The 21,455-nt window shown below is 44.7% G+C and carries 18 protein-coding genes; 14 read left to right on the top strand and 4 right to left on the bottom strand.

Annotation, left to right across the window (positions count from 1 at the left end; translation table 11 throughout):
• Positions 1-181 precede the first annotated feature (181 nt).
• Positions 182-316, bottom strand: a complete 135-nt coding sequence (locus tag ACTIE0_RS00855; protein WP_257720169.1) for a hypothetical protein — start codon at positions 314-316, stop codon at positions 182-184.
• A 53-nt stretch (positions 317-369) separates the two neighbouring features.
• On the opposite strand from ACTIE0_RS00855, the gene ACTIE0_RS00850 reads away from it, so the two are divergent.
• Both ACTIE0_RS00850 and ACTIE0_RS00845 read left to right on the top strand, forming a co-directional pair.
• On the top strand, positions 370-1,113 hold the full coding sequence (locus ACTIE0_RS00850; RefSeq protein ID WP_006668406.1) for an AAA family ATPase: 744 nt from the start codon (positions 370-372) through the stop codon (positions 1,111-1,113).
• Positions 1,080-1,541: an AAA family ATPase gene (locus tag ACTIE0_RS00845; protein WP_006624252.1), complete on the top strand. Its 462-nt coding sequence runs from the start codon at positions 1,080-1,082 to the stop codon at positions 1,539-1,541. Before ACTIE0_RS00850 ends, ACTIE0_RS00845 begins: the two co-directional genes overlap by 34 nt.
• Here the strand turns inward: ACTIE0_RS00845 and ACTIE0_RS00840 are convergent.
• The 3 genes from ACTIE0_RS00840 to ACTIE0_RS00830 all read right to left on the bottom strand — a co-directional run bounded on the left by ACTIE0_RS00840 (position 1,538) and on the right by ACTIE0_RS00830 (position 5,846).
• A complete protein-coding gene (locus tag ACTIE0_RS00840; protein WP_006668407.1) occupies positions 1,538-3,466 on the bottom strand; it encodes a cation:proton antiporter in 1,929 nt (642 codons plus the stop codon). The genes ACTIE0_RS00845 and ACTIE0_RS00840 overlap by 4 nt on opposite strands.
• A gap of 218 nt (positions 3,467-3,684) precedes the next feature.
• A complete protein-coding gene (locus tag ACTIE0_RS00835; RefSeq protein ID WP_006668408.1) occupies positions 3,685-5,031 on the bottom strand; it encodes a GH25 family lysozyme in 1,347 nt (448 codons plus the stop codon).
• A gap of 152 nt (positions 5,032-5,183) precedes the next feature.
• Complete coding sequence (locus ACTIE0_RS00830; protein ID WP_006624255.1) at positions 5,184-5,846, bottom strand: class I SAM-dependent methyltransferase; 663 nt, start codon at positions 5,844-5,846, stop codon at positions 5,184-5,186.
• Between the two features lie 180 nt (positions 5,847-6,026).
• On the opposite strand from ACTIE0_RS00830, the gene trxB reads away from it, so the two are divergent.
• The 12 genes from trxB (at position 6,027) to ACTIE0_RS00770 (ending at position 21,298) form a co-directional block, all read left to right on the top strand.
• Positions 6,027-7,379, top strand: coding sequence for a thioredoxin-disulfide reductase (gene trxB, locus ACTIE0_RS00825; protein WP_006668409.1), 1,353 nt, complete (start codon positions 6,027-6,029; stop codon positions 7,377-7,379).
• Positions 7,380-7,413: 34 nt separating this feature from the next.
• Complete coding sequence (locus tag ACTIE0_RS00820; protein ID WP_006668410.1) at positions 7,414-8,298, top strand: ABC transporter permease; 885 nt, start codon at positions 7,414-7,416, stop codon at positions 8,296-8,298.
• Between the two features lie 966 nt (positions 8,299-9,264).
• Positions 9,265-10,428 (top strand): RNA polymerase sigma factor RpoD, encoded by a 1,164-nt coding sequence (rpoD, locus tag ACTIE0_RS00815; RefSeq protein ID WP_006668411.1) that lies wholly within the window; start codon positions 9,265-9,267, stop codon positions 10,426-10,428.
• Positions 10,429-10,701: 273 nt separating this feature from the next.
• Positions 10,702-12,069, top strand: a complete 1,368-nt coding sequence (locus ACTIE0_RS00810) for an NAD-dependent succinate-semialdehyde dehydrogenase (protein WP_006624260.1) — start codon at positions 10,702-10,704, stop codon at positions 12,067-12,069.
• A 161-nt stretch (positions 12,070-12,230) separates the two neighbouring features.
• Positions 12,231-13,868, top strand: coding sequence for an acetolactate synthase large subunit (locus tag ACTIE0_RS00805; protein ID WP_006624262.1), 1,638 nt, complete (start codon positions 12,231-12,233; stop codon positions 13,866-13,868).
• A gap of 214 nt (positions 13,869-14,082) precedes the next feature.
• The gene (locus ACTIE0_RS00800; protein WP_006624263.1) at positions 14,083-14,973 is read left to right on the top strand and encodes a fumarylacetoacetate hydrolase family protein; all 891 of its coding nucleotides are present in this window, start codon (positions 14,083-14,085) and stop codon (positions 14,971-14,973) included.
• 50 nt (positions 14,974-15,023) lie between these two features.
• Entirely contained in the window at positions 15,024-16,148 is a 1,125-nt protein-coding gene (gene cbiD / locus ACTIE0_RS00795; protein WP_006624264.1) for a cobalt-precorrin-5B (C(1))-methyltransferase CbiD, read from the top strand.
• 111 nt (positions 16,149-16,259) lie between these two features.
• Positions 16,260-17,885 carry a glutamine-hydrolyzing GMP synthase gene (guaA, locus tag ACTIE0_RS00790; RefSeq protein WP_006624265.1) on the top strand — a complete coding sequence of 542 codons (1,626 nt, stop codon included), beginning with the start codon at positions 16,260-16,262 and terminating at the stop codon, positions 17,883-17,885.
• Positions 17,886-18,285: 400 nt separating this feature from the next.
• Positions 18,286-18,630: a hypothetical protein gene (locus ACTIE0_RS00785; protein ID WP_006624269.1), complete on the top strand. Its 345-nt coding sequence runs from the start codon at positions 18,286-18,288 to the stop codon at positions 18,628-18,630.
• A 107-nt stretch (positions 18,631-18,737) separates the two neighbouring features.
• Complete coding sequence (locus ACTIE0_RS00780) at positions 18,738-18,872, top strand: hypothetical protein (protein WP_006668412.1); 135 nt, start codon at positions 18,738-18,740, stop codon at positions 18,870-18,872.
• A 364-nt stretch (positions 18,873-19,236) separates the two neighbouring features.
• Positions 19,237-20,607, top strand: coding sequence for a magnesium transporter (gene mgtE, locus ACTIE0_RS00775; RefSeq protein ID WP_006668413.1), 1,371 nt, complete (start codon positions 19,237-19,239; stop codon positions 20,605-20,607).
• A gap of 79 nt (positions 20,608-20,686) precedes the next feature.
• A complete protein-coding gene (locus ACTIE0_RS00770; RefSeq protein WP_006668414.1) occupies positions 20,687-21,298 on the top strand; it encodes a DUF7219 family protein in 612 nt (203 codons plus the stop codon).
• Positions 21,299-21,455: the final 157 nt, after the last annotated feature.

Below are 21,455 nucleotides of genomic sequence, written 5' to 3'. Positions count from 1 at the left end.
ACTACAGTCACAGCAAAACCCCCTGATGTTGGGTTCCACTACAGTCACAGCAAAACCCCCTGATGTTGGGTTCCACTACAGTCACAGCAAAACCCCCTGATGTTGGGTTCCACTGCGTTACACCCAACCTACTTAAAATAGATGGCTGTATCATGGCCTGAGTTCCTGGTATAATATTCGTCTACTGGTGATTAGATGGCACAAATCCCTGAGATTCCACGAGTCCCTTCCACTGAGCATTAGAAATCTGTCGATAGTAATGTAGTAATAGCGATCGCCCTGAGCCGAAATAAATTAAATTAACAATTATTCCCATTCAGCCATCAGCTCATCCCTCCCCAAATCGATAATTAATATGCCCCCTTTTTTATGAAAATAGTAGCTCTCCGAATTAAAAACTATCGCGCCTTTGAATCCTTAGAAATTAAAGATATTCCCCCCTTCTGCGTCATCATTGGAGCCAACGGCACCGGCAAATCAACCCTCTTCGATATCTTTGGATTTCTGCGTGATGCTCTCCAAAATAATATTCGGCAAGCCCTGCAAGTTAGAGGCGGATTTAACGAAGTAGTTACCAGAGGAAAAAGCCACGAAAATATTGAAATAGAATTAAAATTCCGCATGGAAATATCCAACACAGAACGCCTGGTTACCTATATTTTGATTGTCGTTCAAGAGAAAAGACGACCCATCATCTATCGAGAAATTCTCCGCTATAAACGTGGTGAACATGGTAAACCATTTCACTTTCTGGACTTTCAAAAAGGTCAGGGATATGCTATTATCAACGAAGAAGACTTTAGCCAACCTGATGAACACCTAAAACGGGAAGAACAAAAACTTGAATCCAGCGATATTTTAGCCATTAAAGGACTAGGACAATTTCAAAGATTCAAAGCCGCCAGTGCCTTCCGTTCACTTATCGAAAACTGGCACGTTTCCGATTTTCATATTAGCGAAGCCAGAGGCAGCAAGGATGCTATGCCGAACACCTCTCCCCCACAGGCGATAATATGGCAGTCGTTGCCCAATATATCTATCAAGAACACCCGGAAATATTTGACGAAATTATCCAGAGAATGCAGCAAAGAGTCCCAGGAATTTCTAAGGTAGAAGCTCAAGAAACGCCAGATGGTAGATTAATCCTTAAATTTCAAGACCAAGCCTTTAAAGATCCTTTTATCGATCGCTATGTTTCCGATGGAACCATGAAAATGTTTGCTTATCTAATCCTCCTGTTTGACCCTAAACCTCACCCTTTACTCTGTGTCGAAGAACCAGAAAATCAACTCTATCCGAGTCTTTTATATGAACTGGCTGAAGAATTTGCCAGCTATGCTGCTAGAGGCGGACAGGTCTTTGTATCTACCCACTCTCCAGACTTTCTCAATGCTGTTCCCCTGGACAGTATTTTCTGGCTCACCAAAGAACAAGGAATCACCAAAATCTCAAAAGCCAGCCAAGATAAAAGCCTGATTAATCTCGTCAACGCCGGAGACTTACCTGGGTATCTGTGGCGTGAAGGCTGGTTGACTAGCTAGTTACTAGGTTCTTTAGCGGAAATAGTTTCGAGGTGAGGAGATGGAATCGGAACTTCCTCGACGACAGGATGCTTATCGAGGGTGAGATCGGTTTGTTGAGAACCGGATAAACGTTTAAGTAGTTTAGGTTTAGGGTCATGGAGTAAGTAAATAATACGATCGCCTGCTTGCCAAGTTTCCGCCACTGGGACTACCATTAGCTGTTCTTGACGCAACAGTAATAGAGGGAGAAACTCCCCTGACCGAATCATCGCTTGTAAATGCGATCGCTGAAACTCCAGTCCCGGTTGTCTCAGCAAAGTTTCCCCCAACTTCACCTCACGGTCTTGGACATATTGACTCCACTGTTTAAGGGGAAACTCTGGAATAAAAGCCTGTTGTACCTTCTCTTTACCATTACTGTTAGCCGTTTTCTTTTGGGGTTCTTGGGGAAAAATCGCCAACACACGGGGAGGCTGGAACTCTTCCGCCGCCCGTTGTGCTAAAACTAGATTCACCTCACCATTGCTAGTCATAGCCAGGAAAGTCCCCATAGACTCAAGTCCCGCCTCTTCCAAGACATTAGGATCAAGGGCGCTACTCTGATAAACACGCAACCCTTCATCCTTAGCCTGTTCGCAAGCCTCTGGGTCAGTATCAATAATCACCACGGACTCATTGCGTTCTTGGAACATTTGTCCAATCAGGCGGCTGATAGGATTTGAACCGACAATTACGGCTCCGGTAGCTGTAGATGATGTAACTCTTAATAGTTGAGCCACATATTTAGCCGTTAGTCCTTGGGTGACAACAGTCATAATAATCGTCAGGAAAACCAAAGCCTTAATGGAGTCTCCCCCATTCATTCCCCGTTGAGTCAACAGAATCGCAAATAGGGAAGACACAGAGGCTGATACAATTCCCCTAGGTCCTATCCAAGCAATAAAAAACTTTTGTCGCCAGTTAAGTTTACTCGATAGGGTACAAATCAAAACGTTAATGGGACGGACAATAAACATCAGAGCGAGTACAGTTAACACACTCCCCCACCCCAAGGCGACAATACTTTCTAAAGACAGATCCGCGGCTAACAGAATAAACAGCACGGACACACATAACATGGTCAGTTGTCCCTTAAAGCGGCGCAGTTGACGCATTTCTGGAACCCCGACAGAACGCACCACCATACCGGCGACAACTGCAGTCATTAGCCCCGATTCACTACTGACCAATTCAGCAGCATCATAGAGTCCCCACAGAGCAGCTAAGACGACTAAACTGGTGAGATCCTCAGACATAAACTTAGCTTGTTTGAGACTCCACCCCATTAATGCACCACCGACGACCCCGATAGTGGCACCAATTCCTAGACGAGTGATTAATTCCCGGAACAACTCCACGGGGTCAGCACTACCACTGAGAACTACATTAAGCACTAAGACGGCGAGAATAGCACCAATGGGATCGATTAGCACTCCTTCCCCTTCCAAAATCGCGGCTACGGGTCGATCCACAGAAACCTGTTTGAGTAGGGGACCAACTACAGTAGGTCCGGTCACAACGACTAAGGACGCATACAGAAAGGCGATCGGCCAGGGAAATTCCCCTAGCCAATGAGCAGCCATACCACCACCGACCAAGGTGATCAATGTTCCGGCTGTTACTAAGTTACGGATACTTCCCGAAACAGCCCCTAAAGCTCTCAGTTCTAGACTTAATCCCCCTTCAAACAGAATTAGGGCTACCGAAAGGGAGACAATGACTTCTAAGCCATCGCCGAGTAAGTTGGGATGGACTAGCCCTAAAATATCATTGCCTACTAGGATACCGAATATCAGTAGAAAGACAATGGCAGGAACTTTCAGGTAGTCCGCTAAAACTTGAGCACCGATACCACTAATGATGGTTATGACCATCAGCATGGTGATCTCAAAGGATGTGTCCATAAGGGTTACTGTCGCACGCTCAAAATATCTTTCTTAACTTGATATCAGACCCGCCATGAAACAGAGGAGGATTCCATCTGCTCCAACAAATCAAAAATTGATTATTGTTGAACTTCTGGCGGGGTAACTACTTGGGGTAGATAGTGGGAACTGGGAACAGTGAGGTTAATCTTAACCTATCCTAGATTTGGCGATCGCCTTACCCCCTATATAGCAGTTTATCGAGAACTGGGTCTACGCCATAATCTGGCAAACTCTACCATGGTAGGGGCGGGAATTTGCGTTTGTAGCCATTCGATCGCCTCTTTTTGGGTAGCAGTCCCACTGTAGAATCTACAGACATCGAGTAACCGAATATCAACCACTACTTCCGGGGTGGCGTTCCATTTCTGCTCAAATTCCAGCAAGATAGTCGCTGGAATTTCCCGCTGTAACCACCGCAGAGCTTGATTTTGGTTCGGCAGATCCCGATAATAACGGCACACATCTATAATTCTAATCGACTGGGTTTGGGGAATAGCCTGATTTCTCCACAAACGCGCAAACTCTAATAAGGTCTCCGATGGGATTCTCTCCTGTAACCAGACTAAGGCTTTATCTTCCGTCGCAGAACCACGATAGATCCTACAGATATCAATTAGTTCTAAGGTTGGTGTCGGTGCGGGTGCGGGTGCGGGTGCGGGTGCGGGTTCCGGTGCGGGTTCCGGTGCGGGTTCCGGTGCGGGTTCCGGTGCGGGTGCGGGTGTCGGTTCTGGTGTCGGTTCGGCTTCTACCCTTGGTGGGACGAAGTTTTCCACTTGACCCATTAATGCAGTCCAGGTTTTTAAGCCAGCTACCCCATTTTTTTCTTTAATGCCTTTGTTATCCTGAAAACTGATGACAGCCCTTTCGGTTCCCGCGCCAAAAATGCCGTCAATTACTCCGGGTTCAAAGCCGCGTTTTTTCAGCATTGTCTGCATCAATTCTACTTTCGGTCCCCGTTCCCCTCTGCGGATACTCTCAAAGATGTTTATATCTACCCCGCCTCGGATACCATCAACTTGACCGCGATCTGTATATTGCCAAAATACCCAGGTTTTCCATTTTCCTGGTATGGCTGGTTTTTCGGCTTGGGTATAGTGGGCGATCCATAGGGGATATTCCGAAAAGCGATCGGTGTTCAGTTGTTGCCAAAATCCTGGATAGGTGTAAATTATCGGTTGATATCCGGTGGCTGCTTCGATCGCTTCTAGCCACACAGCAGCGCGATCGCATATTGTTTTGGAATCTAGCCCGTCCGTGGTTTCAATATCTAACACCGGGGGTAAATCTCCCGGTTCCAGGGGAACAGTTCTCAGGAAGTTATCGATTTGTCCTTGAATATTGCTGGCCGGCCTAAAAAAGTGATATGCTCCCCTAATTAAGCCGTTGGCTTTGGTTGCTTTCCAATAGGGAGCAAAAACATCCGCCACAAAGGTGGCTCCCTCCGTTGATTTAATTACAGCAAACTCCATACCGGAATTAGCCACTGCTTTCCAGTCAACGTTGGGTTGGTAGTCTGAAACATCTATACCGCGTATACTCATGGGTTTGACATTTAACAATAATATTTTGATCGGGTATTGGCGAAAATTCGGATCAGCTCATCAAATCGCTATCGGGCCAGTAAATTTAGCCATTGACTCCAGTTTCGCACTTTGACTATCATACTTCTGAGTTCCGTTGATTAACAGTTATGTTAGCCGATCGCTATTTTTTCCGCCGTCCAGTGGCGATCGCTTGATGTATAAACTTTAATATCCCCTAATCCAGCTTGGTTTACCATCTCCTGCACTTCTTCTAAGGTAAATGCCGCCTGTAGGGAATCTCGGAATAGTTGTTTTTGATGCTGGTTACAGTCCCCTGCATATTCCTCTACTAGGCGATCGCGATCGGCTTCATTTTGCGGTCGCTGTAAGTCCCGCAGGAAAATCCCTCCCCCCGGTTTTAATACTCGTTTTACCTCACACAAAAAAGGTAAAGGGTCCCCTAGATGATGCACTATACTATTGGAAATTACTAAATCAAACTGACCGTCAATATATGGCAACTTTTTGGCATCCACTAAGGCTAATTCCACTTGATTACTCACTGCCGCAGCCTTGATATTACTCTCCCCTATTTTCAGCATATTTTCGGATAAGTCAATCCCGATAATTTGCCATCCTGGCTTGTGTTGGGCTATCAAAATCGGGATGCGCGCTGTTCCCGTTCCCGCATCTAATACCATCCCTTTCGATTTGGGTAAAACGGCGATCGCCTGTTCCGCAAAAGCTCTATTCACCTCTACAAAGTCCATAGAGTCATACTCTACAGCCTCCGACCAACTATCCATTACTTCCGGTTCTAACACTCGTTTCATTTAGATTCCTTTACCCATAAACTTTGACAAAAAATCATTTATTAACCTTAAATTATTATTGATGAATTATTGATTGTCAAGTCCTGAACCCTCCTCGGATGATTTTAGGAAACTTGCCTTAAACAAAGTCCTGATGGTTTATAATGAAAGATTGTATAATTTCCCCCTACCATATTGAAAATGGTTGAAAATTTAGTGATTATCGGTTCTGGTCCCGCTGGATACACTGCCGCTATCTATGCAGGACGCGCTAACCTCAAACCCATTGTATTTGAAGGATATCATAAGGGTGGGGTTCCCGGTGGACAATTAATGACCACCACAGAAGTAGAAAACTTCCCCGGTTTTCCTGATGGTATCACCGGACCGCAATTAATGGATCGCATGAAAGCACAAGCCGCGCGCTGGGGGGCTGAATTAATTACCGAAGACGTGATTAAAGTGGATCTCAGTCAAAGACCCTTTACCCTCACTTCCCCAGAGCGGGAAATCTCTACCCATAGTATTATTATTGCTACGGGAGCTACTGCTAAACGCCTAAACCTACCAGGGGAAGAAATTTTCTGGAGTAATGGCATTTCCGCCTGTGCTATTTGTGATGGCGCTAGTCCCCTATTTAAAGGAGTGGAATTAGCCGTTATCGGTGGCGGCGACTCAGCCGCAGAGGAAGCGGTTTATTTAACTAAATATGGCAGTCATGTACATCTTTTGGTGCGTCGAGATGAGTTGCGTGCTAGTAAAGCTATGCAGCAGCGGGTTTTACAAAACCCCCAAATAACCGTTCATTGGAATACCCAGGCATTTAAAGTATTTGGCAATGGTAAACTTGGGGGAATTGTCGTCAAAAATAATCGCACCAACCAGGAAAGTGAATTGCGGGTTAATGGTTTATTTTATGCCATTGGTCATACTCCCAACACTGATATTTTTGAGGGACAGTTAGAACTGGATGCTGTCGGTTATATTGTCACTAAAAATAATGGCGTAGAAACCAGCGTTGAGGGTGTTTATGCCGTTGGAGATGTTCAAGATCATGAATTTCGTCAAGCGGTGACAGCGGCGGGTAGTGGCTGCATGGGGGCGATGTTGGCAGAACGATGGTTATCCTCTCATAATTTGGCTCGGGAATTTGCACAAACTCAATCATCATCAGAGACAACAGCCACTCACCCAGAAACTGAGGCCGCAGACACTGAGGAAACTTACGATATCAATAAAACTAAGCATAAAGGAAGTTATGCCCTGCGGAAACTCTACCATGAGAGCGATCGCCTAATTATGGTTAAATATGTATCCCCCACCTGCGGCCCCTGTCACAGCCTCAAACCGATTTTAAATAAATTGGTCGATGAGTTTGATGGTGAAATCCACTTTGTCGAAATTGATATAGAACAGGACCCGGAAATTGCACAAAATGCCGGAGTGATGGGAACTCCAACTATTCAGTTTTTTAAACATAAGGAGTTAGTCAGAGAAATGAAGGGGGTTAAACAAAAAAGTCAGTATCGAGATGTCATTCAAAGTAATTTATAGTTATCCTTTCGGTATGTTAGCTGTTAACTGAACAATGACTTCCACTAAATCTCGATTGGCTCGATTTTGGACCCGCGCGGGTTCCCCTAGTGTTTCCAGTTGGATGATGACAATTGGTTTTGTGATCACAACTGTTTTTGTGGCGATCGCTATTTTCTCCCCAGTATTAGAAAGTTGGGGATGGATACAGAGTCCCACCGAATTTCTCGCCAACCCCATTCATCAACCCCCCGGACTCAAGCACTGGTTTGGAACCAATCGCCAGGGGTATGATATCTTTTCTCGTACCCTATTCGGCACTCAAGCAGCCTGGAAGGTGGTACTGTTAGCAACAGTATTAAGTTTATGTATCGGCGTTCCTCTGGGGCTTCTGAGTGGCTATCAGGGCGGGAAAATAGATCGTTGCTTGTTGTTTTTGATGGATACCATCTACACCTTACCGGGACTGCTGCTATCCATTACCTTAGCCTTTGTCGTTGGTCGTGGGGTGTTTAATGCAGCCTTAGCCCTTAGTATTGCCTATATCCCCCAGTATTATCGGGTAGTTCGTAACCATACCACCAGCGTCAAAACCGAATTATTTGTCGAAGCCGCCCAAGCCATGGGGGCTGATACTTGGACAGTGCTTTCTCGCTACCTGTTCTTAAATGTAATTCAGAGTGTCCCGGTTTTGTTAACTCTGAATGCAGCCGATGCGATCCTGATTTTAGGAGGATTAGGATTTTTAGGCTTAGGGCTACCACCAGAAACTCCTGAATGGGGCCATGATTTACGCCTAGCCTTAGAAGCGCTTCCCACTGGGATTTGGTGGAGTACATTGTTTCCCGGATTAGCCCTTACCATCATGGTAGTGGGGCTATCTTTGTTAGGAGAGGGAATTAGTGAGTGGATAAATCCTAAGACCCGAAATCAAAGTTAAACCCAGAAAATGATTAATAAATCAACAATTGACCACCAAATATTAAGAGATGACAGCAAAAACTTAATGTGATTTAACATTTTATGGGATTCCATTTTTTCAAATTTGAGCTACCTTAACAGAAAAGGCTGACGCAATCTGAGAACTCAATGATCACGTTTACCGTGGAAGTCTTTATTGAACTGGAGTTCTCCGATTCGTCTGGTTTCAGTTTTTTGAGCAGATCCCTTGGCTCAAGACCAAACCCAGCAACTTAGCCTCTATATGATGCAAGTTGGCATTAGTCCTGTGAAAGCGGGAAAACTGAGGATATCCTGTATTCGACAACCCAGTTGGCCGGTTTGAGAATACCCAGTCTTGAAAATTCTCTATTGAGGACAGACCAAGGGATTGAGACCTGAAGTAGCGCCAGCTATGGAATCACCGAGATGGTGCTGACCAGATATGTATTTCAATTCTGAATTAAACTCCTCGAAGTTTCTCCGCGAGGTTTGGGATGAAAATTAAAATAGGATTGCTCAATTAACCTAACCCCCATAGTCTCTTATATGGGCTAACATAGATTGGGAAAGCGATTCATAAATCACTTAATGAATTGTACCTACCATACTTATTGTGTTCCTTGACACGCTAGGGGTAGGGTAAGCCAGAATGAATCGATGGCAGTAGTAGTCAAACTCCCTTGGTCTCCAATGCTGTTGCTAATGGGACTGAGTTGGCTGTTGTAGTTCACCCGGTCAGGGCCGACCCTGGTCAATGAAACCTGAGATATTTTATCTATATGGTTTGAACAACTTTTGTCACCCCTAGCTGATTGGCTGTGTCGGAATTAAATCATCAATAGTTTATGATGATCAAGCCGATGTTACAGTCAGACCCAGTGGGTAATTGGCTAAACTGTCATAAGACAGATATATTCTGTCTCTCGTGATGGATTCTTGAATTGAGGAGCATGAGGAACGCGGCATGATCCAAATAAAAGACGGACTCGCAACCACCATTGAGCCTGAAATGGAAACAATTGAATTATCTGACCCGAAATCTGATCCAGATTTAGTTGAAAATTTGTTTGAACATGGAGAATCTCTCCAACAAGAATTAGAGGAGTCTCAATCTGAAACAGAACTAGCTAAGGCTGGGAGTGCCGGGAAATCTCGGCGACGTGCCCAGACAAAAAAAAAGCACTATACAGAAGATTCGATTCGACTGTATCTTCAGGAAATTGGTCGGATTCGCTTACTGCGAGCCGATGAGGAAATTGAACTGGCTCGTAAAATTGCCGATTTGCTGGAGTTGGAGCGAATACGAGAAAAGCTAATAGAGCATTATCATCGCGAACCTAACGAAAAGGAATGGGCAAATGCGGTTGATATGAGGCTACCAGAATTCCGCCGTCGCCTATTTCTGGGCAGACGAGCTAAGGATAAAATGGTTCAGTCTAACTTGAGGTTGGTGGTTTCCATTGCTAAAAAGTACATGAATCGGGGTTTGTCGTTTCAAGACTTAATTCAAGAGGGAAGCCTAGGGTTAATCCGGGCGGCGGAAAAATTCGATCACGAGAAAGGCTATAAGTTCAGTACCTATGCGACTTGGTGGATTCGTCAGGCTATTACTCGGGCGATCGCTGATCAGTCTCGGACGATAAGACTTCCAGTTCACCTGTATGAAACTATCTCTCGGATCAAAAAGACTACTAAACTCCTATCTCAGGAAATGGGTCGTAAACCGACGGAGGAAGAAATCGCTACCCGGATGGAAATGACCATCGAGAAGTTAAGATTTATTGCGAAATCCGCTCAACTACCTATTTCTCTGGAAACTCCCATTGGTAAAGAAGAAGATTCTCGCTTGGGAGACTTTATTGAGTCTGATGGAGAAACCCCAGAAGATCAGGTTTCTAAGAATTTGCTACGGGAAGACCTCGAAAGTGTATTAGATACTCTCAGCCCCAGGGAACGAGATGTTTTGCGACTACGCTATGGACTCGATGACGGACGGATGAAAACCCTAGAAGAAATAGGGCAGATATTCAACGTGACTCGGGAGCGCATTCGCCAGATAGAAGCTAAGGCTTTACGAAAGTTACGTCACCCCAACCGCAATAGTATTCTCAAAGAGTATATTCGCTAGGGGATACCTACAGCCTGAACCATAATTTGGTCTTATATCACCCAGAGAACAGCTTTCTGGGTGTTCTTTTAGTTTTGTAAGTAAGATGAAGAAAAATTAAATTTGTCGGGAATTAGAGCCGGATGTTTTCTCATAAATTTTAAGTTATTTAAATAAAGTTATAGATTTGTGTAAACAGTTGGCTGAAGGGGAAATTAATTGATAATAGATGGTTTTTCAGAGGTAGGATGATTAGATGTAAACATTTAATTTTATGAAAAACATCAATTTGTTATGGGAATCGCCACCATCAACCCAGCCACGGGAGAAGTGGTCAAAACCTTTGAATCCCTGACTGACTCGGAGATAGAAGCCTGTCTGGAATCAGCAGAGCAAGCCTTTACCCGTTACCGCTATCTGCCTTTTGACAAAAAAGCTGAATGGATGAACCGAGCGGCGGAGATTTTGGAGCGAGATGCACAGAGATTTGCTCAAATCATGACATTGGAGATGGGAAAACCTATCAAAGATGCGATCGCCGAAGCGAAAAAAAGCGCCTTGGTTTGTCGGTTTTATGGGGAAAACGCGCCTCAGTTTCTGGCTGATGTTCCGGCTGCCAGTGATGCGACTCGGAGTTTCGTGCGCTATCAACCCCTAGGAGCCATTTTAGCGGTCATGCCTTGGAATTTCCCATTTTGGCAGGTGTTCCGCTTTGCGGCTCCGGCTTTAATGGCGGGAAATGTGGGGTTGCTCAAACACGCCTCTAACGTGCCTCAATGTGCTTTAGCTATTGCCGAAATCTTCAAAGCGGCTGGGTTTCCCCCTGGAGTTTTCCAAACCCTCCTAGTGGGAGCAGACAAAGTAGCTCAAATTGTGGCTGACCCGCGCGTTAAAGCGGCCACCCTGACAGGAAGTGAACCGGCTGGAGCTAGTTTAGCTTCGGAAGCTGGTAAAAATCTCAAAAAAACAGTGCTAGAATTAGGAGGCAGCGATCCATTTATTGTGCTAGAAAGTGCCGATCTAGAAGCAGCAGTACAAACGGCGGTGACAGCTAGAATGCTGAATAACGGTCAGTCTTGTATTGCGGCCAAGCGGTTTATTCTTGCCGATCGCATCGCCGGAGAATTTGAAAAAAAACTGGTCGCCAAATTTAAGGCGTTGAAAGTGGGAGACCCAATGCTCCCAGATACAGAAGTAGGTCCCCTGGCTACGCCGGGAATTCTCAAGGATATTGACGAACAAGTGCAAACTTGCCTAGCAGCAGGAGCGATCGCGCTCACTGGCGGTCATCGACTCTCTGAGCGTCCGGGAAACTTCTATGCGCCTACTATTTTAGCTTCCATCCCCCCCGGAACACCTGCTGATCAGGAGGAATTTTTTGGACCTGTGGCGCTCTTATTTAGGGTGAAAAGCCTAGATGAGGCGATCGCATTAGCGAATAGCACATCTTTTGGTCTGGGTGCAAGTGCATGGACTACAGACACTGCCGAACAGGATCGTTTAACTTTAGAACTAGAAGCCGGAGCCGTGTTTATTAACGGTTTGGTCAAATCCGATCCGCGCTTGCCCTTTGGTGGCATTAAACGCTCTGGCTACGGACGAGAGTTAAGCATCCAAGGCATTCATGAGTTTGTCAATGTGAAAACGGTCTGGATTAAATAACTCCGACTCCAAATTAGGGGTAAAAATTACCTGGTTAATTGTTGATATATGACATTTTTACTGGGGGATTTTGCGCCTATATTTGACCCTAAAAACTGCGGAAATTATGCGGATAATTATCCGGTTGTTTTAATCTATTTGTATGGTTGAAAAATTGCCCAATGAATACAGCCGAACTTTTGGTAAAATGCCTCGAAAATGAAGGGGTTAAATATGTCTTCGGACTACCGGGAGAAGAGAATATGGAAGTTCTCGAATCCCTGAAAGATTCTTCTATCCAATTTATCACCACCCGCCATGAACAAGGTGCTGCATTTATGGCAGATGTCTACGGACGTTTGACCGGAAAAGCAGGGGTTTGTTTGTCTACCTTGGGACCTGGTGCTACTAACCTAATGACAGGGGTCGCAGATGCTAACCTTGATGGCGCTCCCTTGGTGGCAATTACGGGTCAGGTGGGTACAGACAGAATGCACATTGAATCCCATCAATACCTGGATTTGGTGGCAATGTTTTCCCCTGTAACTAAGTGGAATGCTCAAATTGTCCGACCTAGCATTACCCCGGAAATTGTCCGTAAGGCTTTTAAATTAGCCCAAACGGAAAAACCCGGTGCGGTTCATATTGATTTACCGGAAAATATTGCTAGTATGGCTGTGGAAGGGCAGCCGCTAAATCGCGATCGCCGCGAAAAAATTTATTGTGCTTATCAAAGCATGAATGAAGCAGCCAGCGCTATCTCTAAAGCTGTTAATCCCCTTATCCTAGTAGGTAATGGAGCTTTGAGAGCTAATGCTAGTGAGGCGGTGACTGAATTTGCTACCCAACTAAATATTCCTGTAGCTAATACTTTTATGGGTAAGGGGGCGATTCCTTATACCCATCCTTTATCTCTGTGGACTACAGGACTTCAGTTACGGGATTTCATTAGTTGTGCTTTTGATAAAGCTGATTTGGTGATTGCCATTGGCTATGATTTGATTGAATATTCCCCGAAAAAATGGAATCCTAAAGGCACAATTCCGATTATTCATGTGGGGGCTAATGCCGCGGAAATCGATAGCAGTTATATTCCTATTGCCGAAATTGTTGGGGATATTTCAGATTCTCTTCATGAGATTCTGCGTCGGTCTGACCGCACTGGTAAACCTGACCCCTATGGGGTAAAACTGCGCTCAGAGATTCGCCAAGATTATGAACGCTATGCTAATGATGATGGTTTCCCCATTAAACCTCAAAAAATTATCTATGATTTGCGGCAGGTGATGGGACCGGAAGATATCGTGATTTCTGATGTCGGGGCCCATAAAATGTGGATGGCAAGACATTACCACTGCGATCGCCCTAATACTTGTTTGATTTCCAATGGTTTTGCGGCTATGGGAATTGCTATTCCTGGGGCGATCGCCGCTAAATTTGTCAATCCTGAATTAAAAGTAGTGGCTGTTACTGGAGATGGCGGTTTTATGATGAACTGTCAGGAATTAGAAACCGCCCTGCGAGTTGGTACACCTTTTGTCACCCTGATTTTTAATGATGGTGGCTATGGTTTGATTGAATGGAAACAAGAAGACCAGTTTGGCTCGTCCTCGTTTATTAAATTCGGTAATCCTGATTTTGTCAAGTTTGCTGAAAGTATGGGATTGAAAGGATACCGGGTTCAGGCGGCGACTGATTTGGTTCCTATTCTTAAAGAAGCACTGGCTTCGGAAGTTCCTGTGGTGATTGATTGTCCCGTAGACTATCGGGAAAATGCCCGCTTTAGCCAACGGGCTGGCGGTTTGTGCTGTCCTATTTAACTATTGATTTGATTTCACCACCAACCCGCTGAGACTTTCTGATTTTCTCAGATTTGCATTTCTCAGACCCAGCGATCGCCTTTGGTCGCTGGGTACTCCCTTTCTGGGAGAGGGCTTGGGGGCGAGGGCTTATTTGTCGGTTGATTCAGGATTGCTATCAATAGCCTGATACAATTGTGGTCATGTAGGATGTGCAGTGGGTGAGATTCTAAGTATGAAGTTTGTAACCCTAAAAAATGGACAATTGGGGACTTTAGTTGCTCAGACTGTTGTGGACTTAGTTAAAGCTAGTCAGATTTTGGATGAGTCCTTAACTACTCAGACTTTATTAGAATTAGTAGAAGCTGGAGAAACTGCCCTTCAGGCGGTTGGGGATTTGACCGAGATCGCTTTCGCGGCAAAAATTGCCTGTGCGCCGTTGACAGATACTCAAATTCTCGCGCCTTTTCCTCATCCTAAACGCAATATTTTTTGTTTGGGTAAAAACTATTTAGATCATGCTAAAGAAATGCTGGGTAGAGTTGACCAGGACGATAAACTACCCACCCAAATGATTATTTTTACTAAAGCTACCACTACGGCGATCGCTACCGGTGACATAATTCCTAGCTATAGCCATTTAACCTCGAAATTAGACTATGAGGCAGAATTGGCGATTATTATTGGTAAAAAAGGCAGTAATATTTTACCGGAAAATGCCTGGGATTATGTATTCGGTTATACGGCTTTAAATGATGTATCGGCTAGGGATTTGCAATCAGATCACCGCCAATGGTTTCGGGGAAAAAGCCTAGATGGTTTTGCGCCTATGGGTCCGGTAGTGGTGCATCGTTCGATTATGCCACCCCCGGCAAATATTGAGATTTGCTGTTGGGTGAATGGGGAAAAAAGACAACAAGCTAAGTTTGATCAAGTTATCTTTGATGTCCCCGCAATTATATCTACTCTGTCGGCGGGAATGACTCTATTACCAGGAGATATTATTGCGACAGGTACTCCGGCGGGGGTAGGTATGGGATTTAATCCCCCCCGTTTCCTAACTGCTGGAGATGAGGTAGTTGTGGAAGTGACAGGGGTAGGTAAATTGATTAATAAGGTAGGGTAAAATATGGGAGAAGATGATATATATAATTTACTCATATCTAGGTTTGACTTATGACTAAACCTCGTTCTGGATATACACTCCCGGTTTTTGCTTGTGCGGCGGCGATCGCAGCTTTGGAGCATCTCCAAGACCCGACCCCTAATGATAAAAATACGGTGAACGTGGATTTAATTGACCCACCAGAAACGGCGGAAATTGCGATCGAACAGGTGGCTCGTATTAGTGATCATGCCGCTTTAGGAATTACTCGTTCAGACCCAGGAGATAACTTAGATATTACTCGCCATACACCAGTTTGGGCAATAGTAGAAATAATAGGCCGTAATATTAACTCCCTAGAAACCCCCATTAAAATTGTCGGTGGTGAAGGGGTGGGAGTCCAGGAAAAAGGGGAACAGGCGGCGATTTATAAATATGCCAAATCCCTGATTTTAAGTAACCTGAAATCCCTGGTATCACTAGGCGATCGCATTCAAGTTACCATTATTTTACCAGAAGGCAAAAAACTAGCCAAACGCACATCTAACGAAGCCTTTGGAGTCATCCAAGGACTATCATTGCTGGGGACAACAGGTATATCCCAACCCCTCAGCGTCCCGGAACAGTTGGAAGTGTATCGGGAGACCCTGGAAGCCAAAGCTACCGACTTTCAGACCCTAGTATTTTGTATTGGTGAAAATGGATTCGACCTAGCCACCCATTTAGGTATTAAGCCCGAACAAATTGTCAAAACGGCTAACTGGTTGGGACCAATGCTAGTAACAGCAGGATTTGTGGAAGTTGAATCAATTTTACTATTTGGATATCACGGAAAGCTGATCAAAATGGCTGGGGGTATTTTCCACACCCATCACCACCTCGCAGACGGACGCTTAGAAATTTTAACCGCCCACTGTGCGGATATGGGATTACCAACCCCAGATCTACAGAAGGTTTTGCATTCTCCGACCACCGAAGATGCTTTATTGTACCTGCGGGAACTAAAAGGGGATTGGGTCGATCGCATTTATGGTTCGATCGCCTCGGCTATTGATCATCGCGCCGCCGCCTATATCCACACCCACGCCGAAGTAAATGTCCAGGTGGGGTCAGTTTTATTTGATCGCCAACGTCAAATTATCTGCAAAAGTGCGATCGGTGATACAATTTGGCAGCAAATTTGTTATGCTGGTTAAGATAGTCTCTCAACAAATTATCAGCAAAATTCTCGCATTTTCACTCCTCCCGGTGCTACCAGAACCCACTAGCCCCATGACTCTATTAACATCTACAACCCTGAACTAAATATGACTGTGCAAACCTCAGCCCCAGAGCAAACTCGACCGACACCAATAGCCGAACCGGTTACCTCAGTTAATCGGGAAATGGTTGTCATCTTAGATTTCGGTTCCCAATACTCCGAACTGATCGCCCGTCGCATTCGGGAAACCGAAGTCTATTCCGAAGTCATTTCCTATCGCACCAGCGCCCAAAAATTAGCCGACCTGAACTTAAAAGGGATTATCTTATCCGGTGGACCTAGTTCGGTCTATGACGAAAAAGCCCCCCATTGTGACCCAGAAATTTGGAATCTGGGGGTTCCGGTGTTGGGTGTATGTTATGGAATGCAGTTAATGGTTCAACAACTGGGGGGAGGGGTAGAACGCGCTAAACTAGCCGAATATGGTAAGGCTTCCCTAACTATTGATGATCCGACCGATTTACTCACTAATGTAGAGCAAGGGTCTACCATGTGGATGAGTCATGGTGACTCCTGTACCAGACTACCAGAAGGGTTTGAGGTTCTCGCCCATACCGAGAATACACGCTGTGCAGCGATCGCTCACCATGAACGCCAACTCTATGGAGTTCAGTTTCACCCCGAAGTAGTTCACTCTATTGGTGGTCAAGCCTTAATCAGGAATTTCGTTTATCATATATGCGACTGTGAACCGACCTGGACGACAGAAACCTTTGTCGAAGAAGCTATCCGCGAGATTCGGGCTAGAGTAGGAGATAAACGGGTATTATTAGCCCTTTCTGGCGGCGTGGACTCCTCAACTCTGGCATTTTTACTCCATCAGGCGATCGGAGATCAACTTACCTGTATGTTTATTGACCAGGGGTTTATGCGGAAATATGAACCCGAAAAACTGGTAAAATTATTTGATGCTCGGTTTCATATCTCTGTTGAATACGTTAACGCCCGCGATCGCTTTCTGGAAAAACTCAAAGGAGTGACCGACCCCGAAGAAAAACGCAAACGCATTGGGGCGGAATTTATCCAGGTATTTGAAGAAGAATCAGCCCGTCTCGGACCCTTTGACTATCTCGCCCAGGGAACCCTTTATCCTGATGTCATTGAGTCAGCCGATACCAATGTTGACCCGAAAACTGGGGAAAGGGTAGCCGTGAAAATCAAAAGCCATCACAACGTTGGCGGTTTACCCAAGGACTTACGGTTCAAATTAGTTGAACCTCTCCGTAAACTGTTTAAAGATGAAGTTCGCAAAGTTGGGCGATCGATAGGTTTACCCGAAGAAATCGTCCGCCGCCACCCCTTCCCCGGTCCGGGTTTAGCCATTCGTATTCTGGGGGAAGTTACCGCCGAAAAACTGAATATTCTCCGTGATGCTGATTTTATCGTCCGTGATGAAATTCACAAATCCGGCGTTTATCATGATTTTTGGCAAGCCTTCGCCGTATTGCTTCCCGTCCGCAGTGTAGGAGTTATGGGAGATCAGCGTACTTACGCCTATCCCGTCGTGTTGCGATTTGTCTCTAGTGAAGATGGTATGACCGCCGACTGGTCGCGGGTTCCCTACGATTTACTCGAAACTATTTCTAACCGCATTGTCAATGAAGTGCGAGGGGTCAATCGGGTAGTTTACGATATCACATCTAAACCCCCAGGAACCATCGAATGGGAGTAGGATAATTAATAATTAATAATTAATAATTAATAATTAATAATTATTAGTTGTTCATCCTGTAGGGGCGGGTTCTGCTGTAAATCATCATTCCCACGGGGGTTTTAGTAAACCCGCCCCACAGCGGTAAATCATCATTCCCACCCGGATAATTAATAATTAATAATTAATAATTAATAATTAATTATTATTAGTTGTTCATCCTGTAGGGGCGGGTTCTGCTGTAAATCATCATTCCCACGGGGGTTTTGGTAAACCCGCCCCACAGCGGTAAATCATCACCCCCACCCGAATCATTATTAATTGTTAATTATTAATTGTTAATTATTAATTGTTAATTATTAATTGTTAATTATTAATTGTTAATTATTAATTGTTAATTATTCATTGTTACTGATGAAAAATGGACTATAAAACTGCCCGTAGTTTCTTAATTGACCAGGGTATGGCTTTGGAAATACAAAATAACCCCGATGCCTTTTTAATTCGTCTGAAAGAAGGTAAGCCCCCGGTCCCTGGTCAAGTGACATCGATTTTGTTAGCAATTAAACTGGTGTATGACTCCCTCAAAGAAACCGATAACTTCGATCGCCCCCTGGTGTTGGCTTTGTATCAATTAGCCATGGAAAGCCATCAGCAATTGATTCTCAAGTCTAAACAGGGTGTCGAATGGCCTCCCCTACTCCAAGAAGATCTTAATCGGATATCTCTGGGGGTGAAAAGTATTTTTTCCGGTCAATGGTATTGACAAAAACCAGATTGTATGCTTACAATGCTAAGGTGTATGGCAGAAGGCTGGTTTATGCCAGCTTGGATGCCACAAGTTTGCTTTAACTTTTTGAGGAAACTAAACCAATGGAGATTCCTGGTAGTAGTAGTTTTATAACTACACATCAAGAGTCCGATTCGTCTACAGAAGACCCTGACCCTGGCCCTAGGTGTGGCTGGCAGTTGATTGGTTTGATGAATTTGCCCCGATCGCTTTATTAGAGATTAGGGGGTTCATCTCCGGTCACTGCTGGGCATAGTGACTGGGAAGGAAGGAGGTAAACCCCCTAGACTATTACTGAATATTTCAATCAATTTCGAGTTGGTTTTTTCTGGTTATTGGAAGAAAAAGCCAGGCTGTTTTTGGATGTTTGATTATTGAATAAATAGTGCAGCCAGTGGACTGGTTGACAGGTTGGATCTTTGAGGATTTATTCAGCCTGAAACTGTGTTTAGTCTACTTTTGCCACTCCCAAAATGACCTTTTGTGAGTCGATTTGTGCTGGCAAATATCCTCAAAAAATTAAGGCAATAAACATGGTTTGATGCTGCCAATTATCCGGTATTTCGTGAGTAGAGGTGAAAAATGCGTGGCAATGTTTTGAACGATTTACTACAACCTTTTGCATTAGAAGCGGCGAAAAAAGAGGCGAATAGTTTACCAGCTTCGGAACTGGTACAACTGCTGATGCAAATTGAACCCCATAAGCGAGTTATAGCGTTTCGATTACTAGAAAAAAACCGAGCGATCGCTGTTTTTGAATATTTACGCCCGGAAGAACAAGCCGATCTAATTCAAGATATGGAAAATCCCGAAGTAATGACGCTTCTGGAAGCACTTGATCCTGATGATCGTGTGCAGCTATTTGAGGAACTTCCGGCTAAAGTGACTAAGCGACTGATAGGGAAACTCAGTCCCCAAGCCAGGGAAACCGTTAACTTACTACTGGGATATCCCGAAAATAGTGCGGGAAGAATTATGAATCTGCGGTTTATTACAGTCCGCAGTAACATGACCGTTGCGGATGCCCTAAGCATTATCCGCCAATCGGAATTAGACCCGAATCAACTGGCGGTTGTGTTTATTATTGATGCCGAAAGATATTATCGCGGATTTGTTTCTACCGTTAACCTGATTAGATTCGACCCCCATCAAATTATTGGTGAATTAGCCGAGGGAGAAACCATTGCCGTCCGCGCCAGCGATCGCGATTTAAAAGCGGCTAAACTCCTGAAAAATAACGACCTTCCCGCCATTCCCGTAGTCGATAACGAAGGGCGATTAATTGGAGATATCACCTTTGATGATGTGATTGACTTAGTGGAAGAAGAAGCCACCGAGACAATTTTAGGCCAAGCCGGAGTCGGGAATTTATTAACCCGCGATCAAGGCTGGAGTGAAAAACTGGTGCGTGGTCCTTCCATATATGCCATTAGACTGCGGATAATTTTCTTAATTGTCACCCTGATTGGCGGTTTTTTAGTCGGTGGTGTGATCGAAAGGTTTGAAGATACCCTAGAGGCGATCGTGGCGGCTGCCGTATTTATTCCCCTAGTCATGGATATGGGAGGAAATGTCGGCACTCAATCAAGCACTATTTTCGCCCGTGGTTTAGCCTGGAGTCAAATTCACCCCAGCCAGTTTACTGCTTATCTATTCCGAGAAATTCGCATTGGCTTGATTATGGGGGTGATTTTAGGCACTGTGGCGGGAGTAGCCGCCTACTTCTGGCAAGGATTACCTAACGATATCCCCCAACTCGGTTTAGCCGTCGGAATTGCCCTAGCTTGTGTAATTACTCTGGGAGCAATTTTAGGGGCAATGTTACCGATGATTATGCTAAGACTAGGCTTTGATCACGGTCCTGGTGCCGATCCATTTATCACCACAATTAAAGACTTTTCCGGTCTGTGGATTTATTTTTCCCTAGTGGGGTTACTGGTTGGCGTTAGTTAACTGCCATTAAACCCAGTATCTGAGTCACGGAATCACCCTAAGCTGGCAAAAAGATTGTAACAACTAAGGAGATAAGAACATGATGATGAGTCAAGCTATCACTTCCCGCCCCAGTGTTATTTCTACCCTCAAACAAATTTGTTTGCGGAAACAGGAAATTGCACAAATTTACAAAGCTATGGCAAAACGGGAATCTTCGGCATCCCGTCGGGAGACTTTACGCAAAATGGCGAGTTCCTCCGAGCAATCTATTTTATCTCCAGCTTGCACATTGAACCAGTTAGGGGAATCAGTACCTAGTCTCAAATATTCATGGTGGCAGCGGTCATGGCATCAATTAATTGCCCAAGTTAATCTTCCCTTGATTTTGCATTTGATTCAGAAGTTAGAGGCACAGGATAACTATTATTTGAATCAAATTTTGGCTGAATATGGACAAAAAACTACTGCTGCTATCAATGATCGGAGCGAAGATCGGCTGGTTTTGCAACAAATGTTATCTCCCCATTGTCGCTATCGCGGACAACTGACTTCAGAACATCTGCGTTTTAACCAAGTTTTTCAGGATTTTTCTAATCAAGTGGCGATCGCCTGTGCTTTAGAAACCAGTGGTAAAATCTCACCCGGACAAGCAATGGATCGTCTGGAACAGTTGTGGGAGGAGTTGCAAGACTCCCAACCCGAATCATAACCGCTCCCGAATAGGGCAACATGGGGAGGTTGAACTCCCCATCACTTATTTTTCCGGTGAATGCTGCCGAAAATATCCTAAAATCAGCAGTCAGTAGGTTCTTGGCATAGTTTAACTCAACTGTGTACAGAGTCCATCGAACCACAATCGGAAGGTG

It is taken from the genome of Limnospira sp., from assembly GCF_051859755.1.
In the GTDB taxonomy this organism is placed as follows: Bacteria; Cyanobacteriota; Cyanobacteriia; order Cyanobacteriales; family Microcoleaceae; genus Limnospira; species Limnospira fusiformis.
Note: the sequence above shows the minus strand (reverse complement) of the source record. Positions and strands in the feature narration are given on the sequence as shown.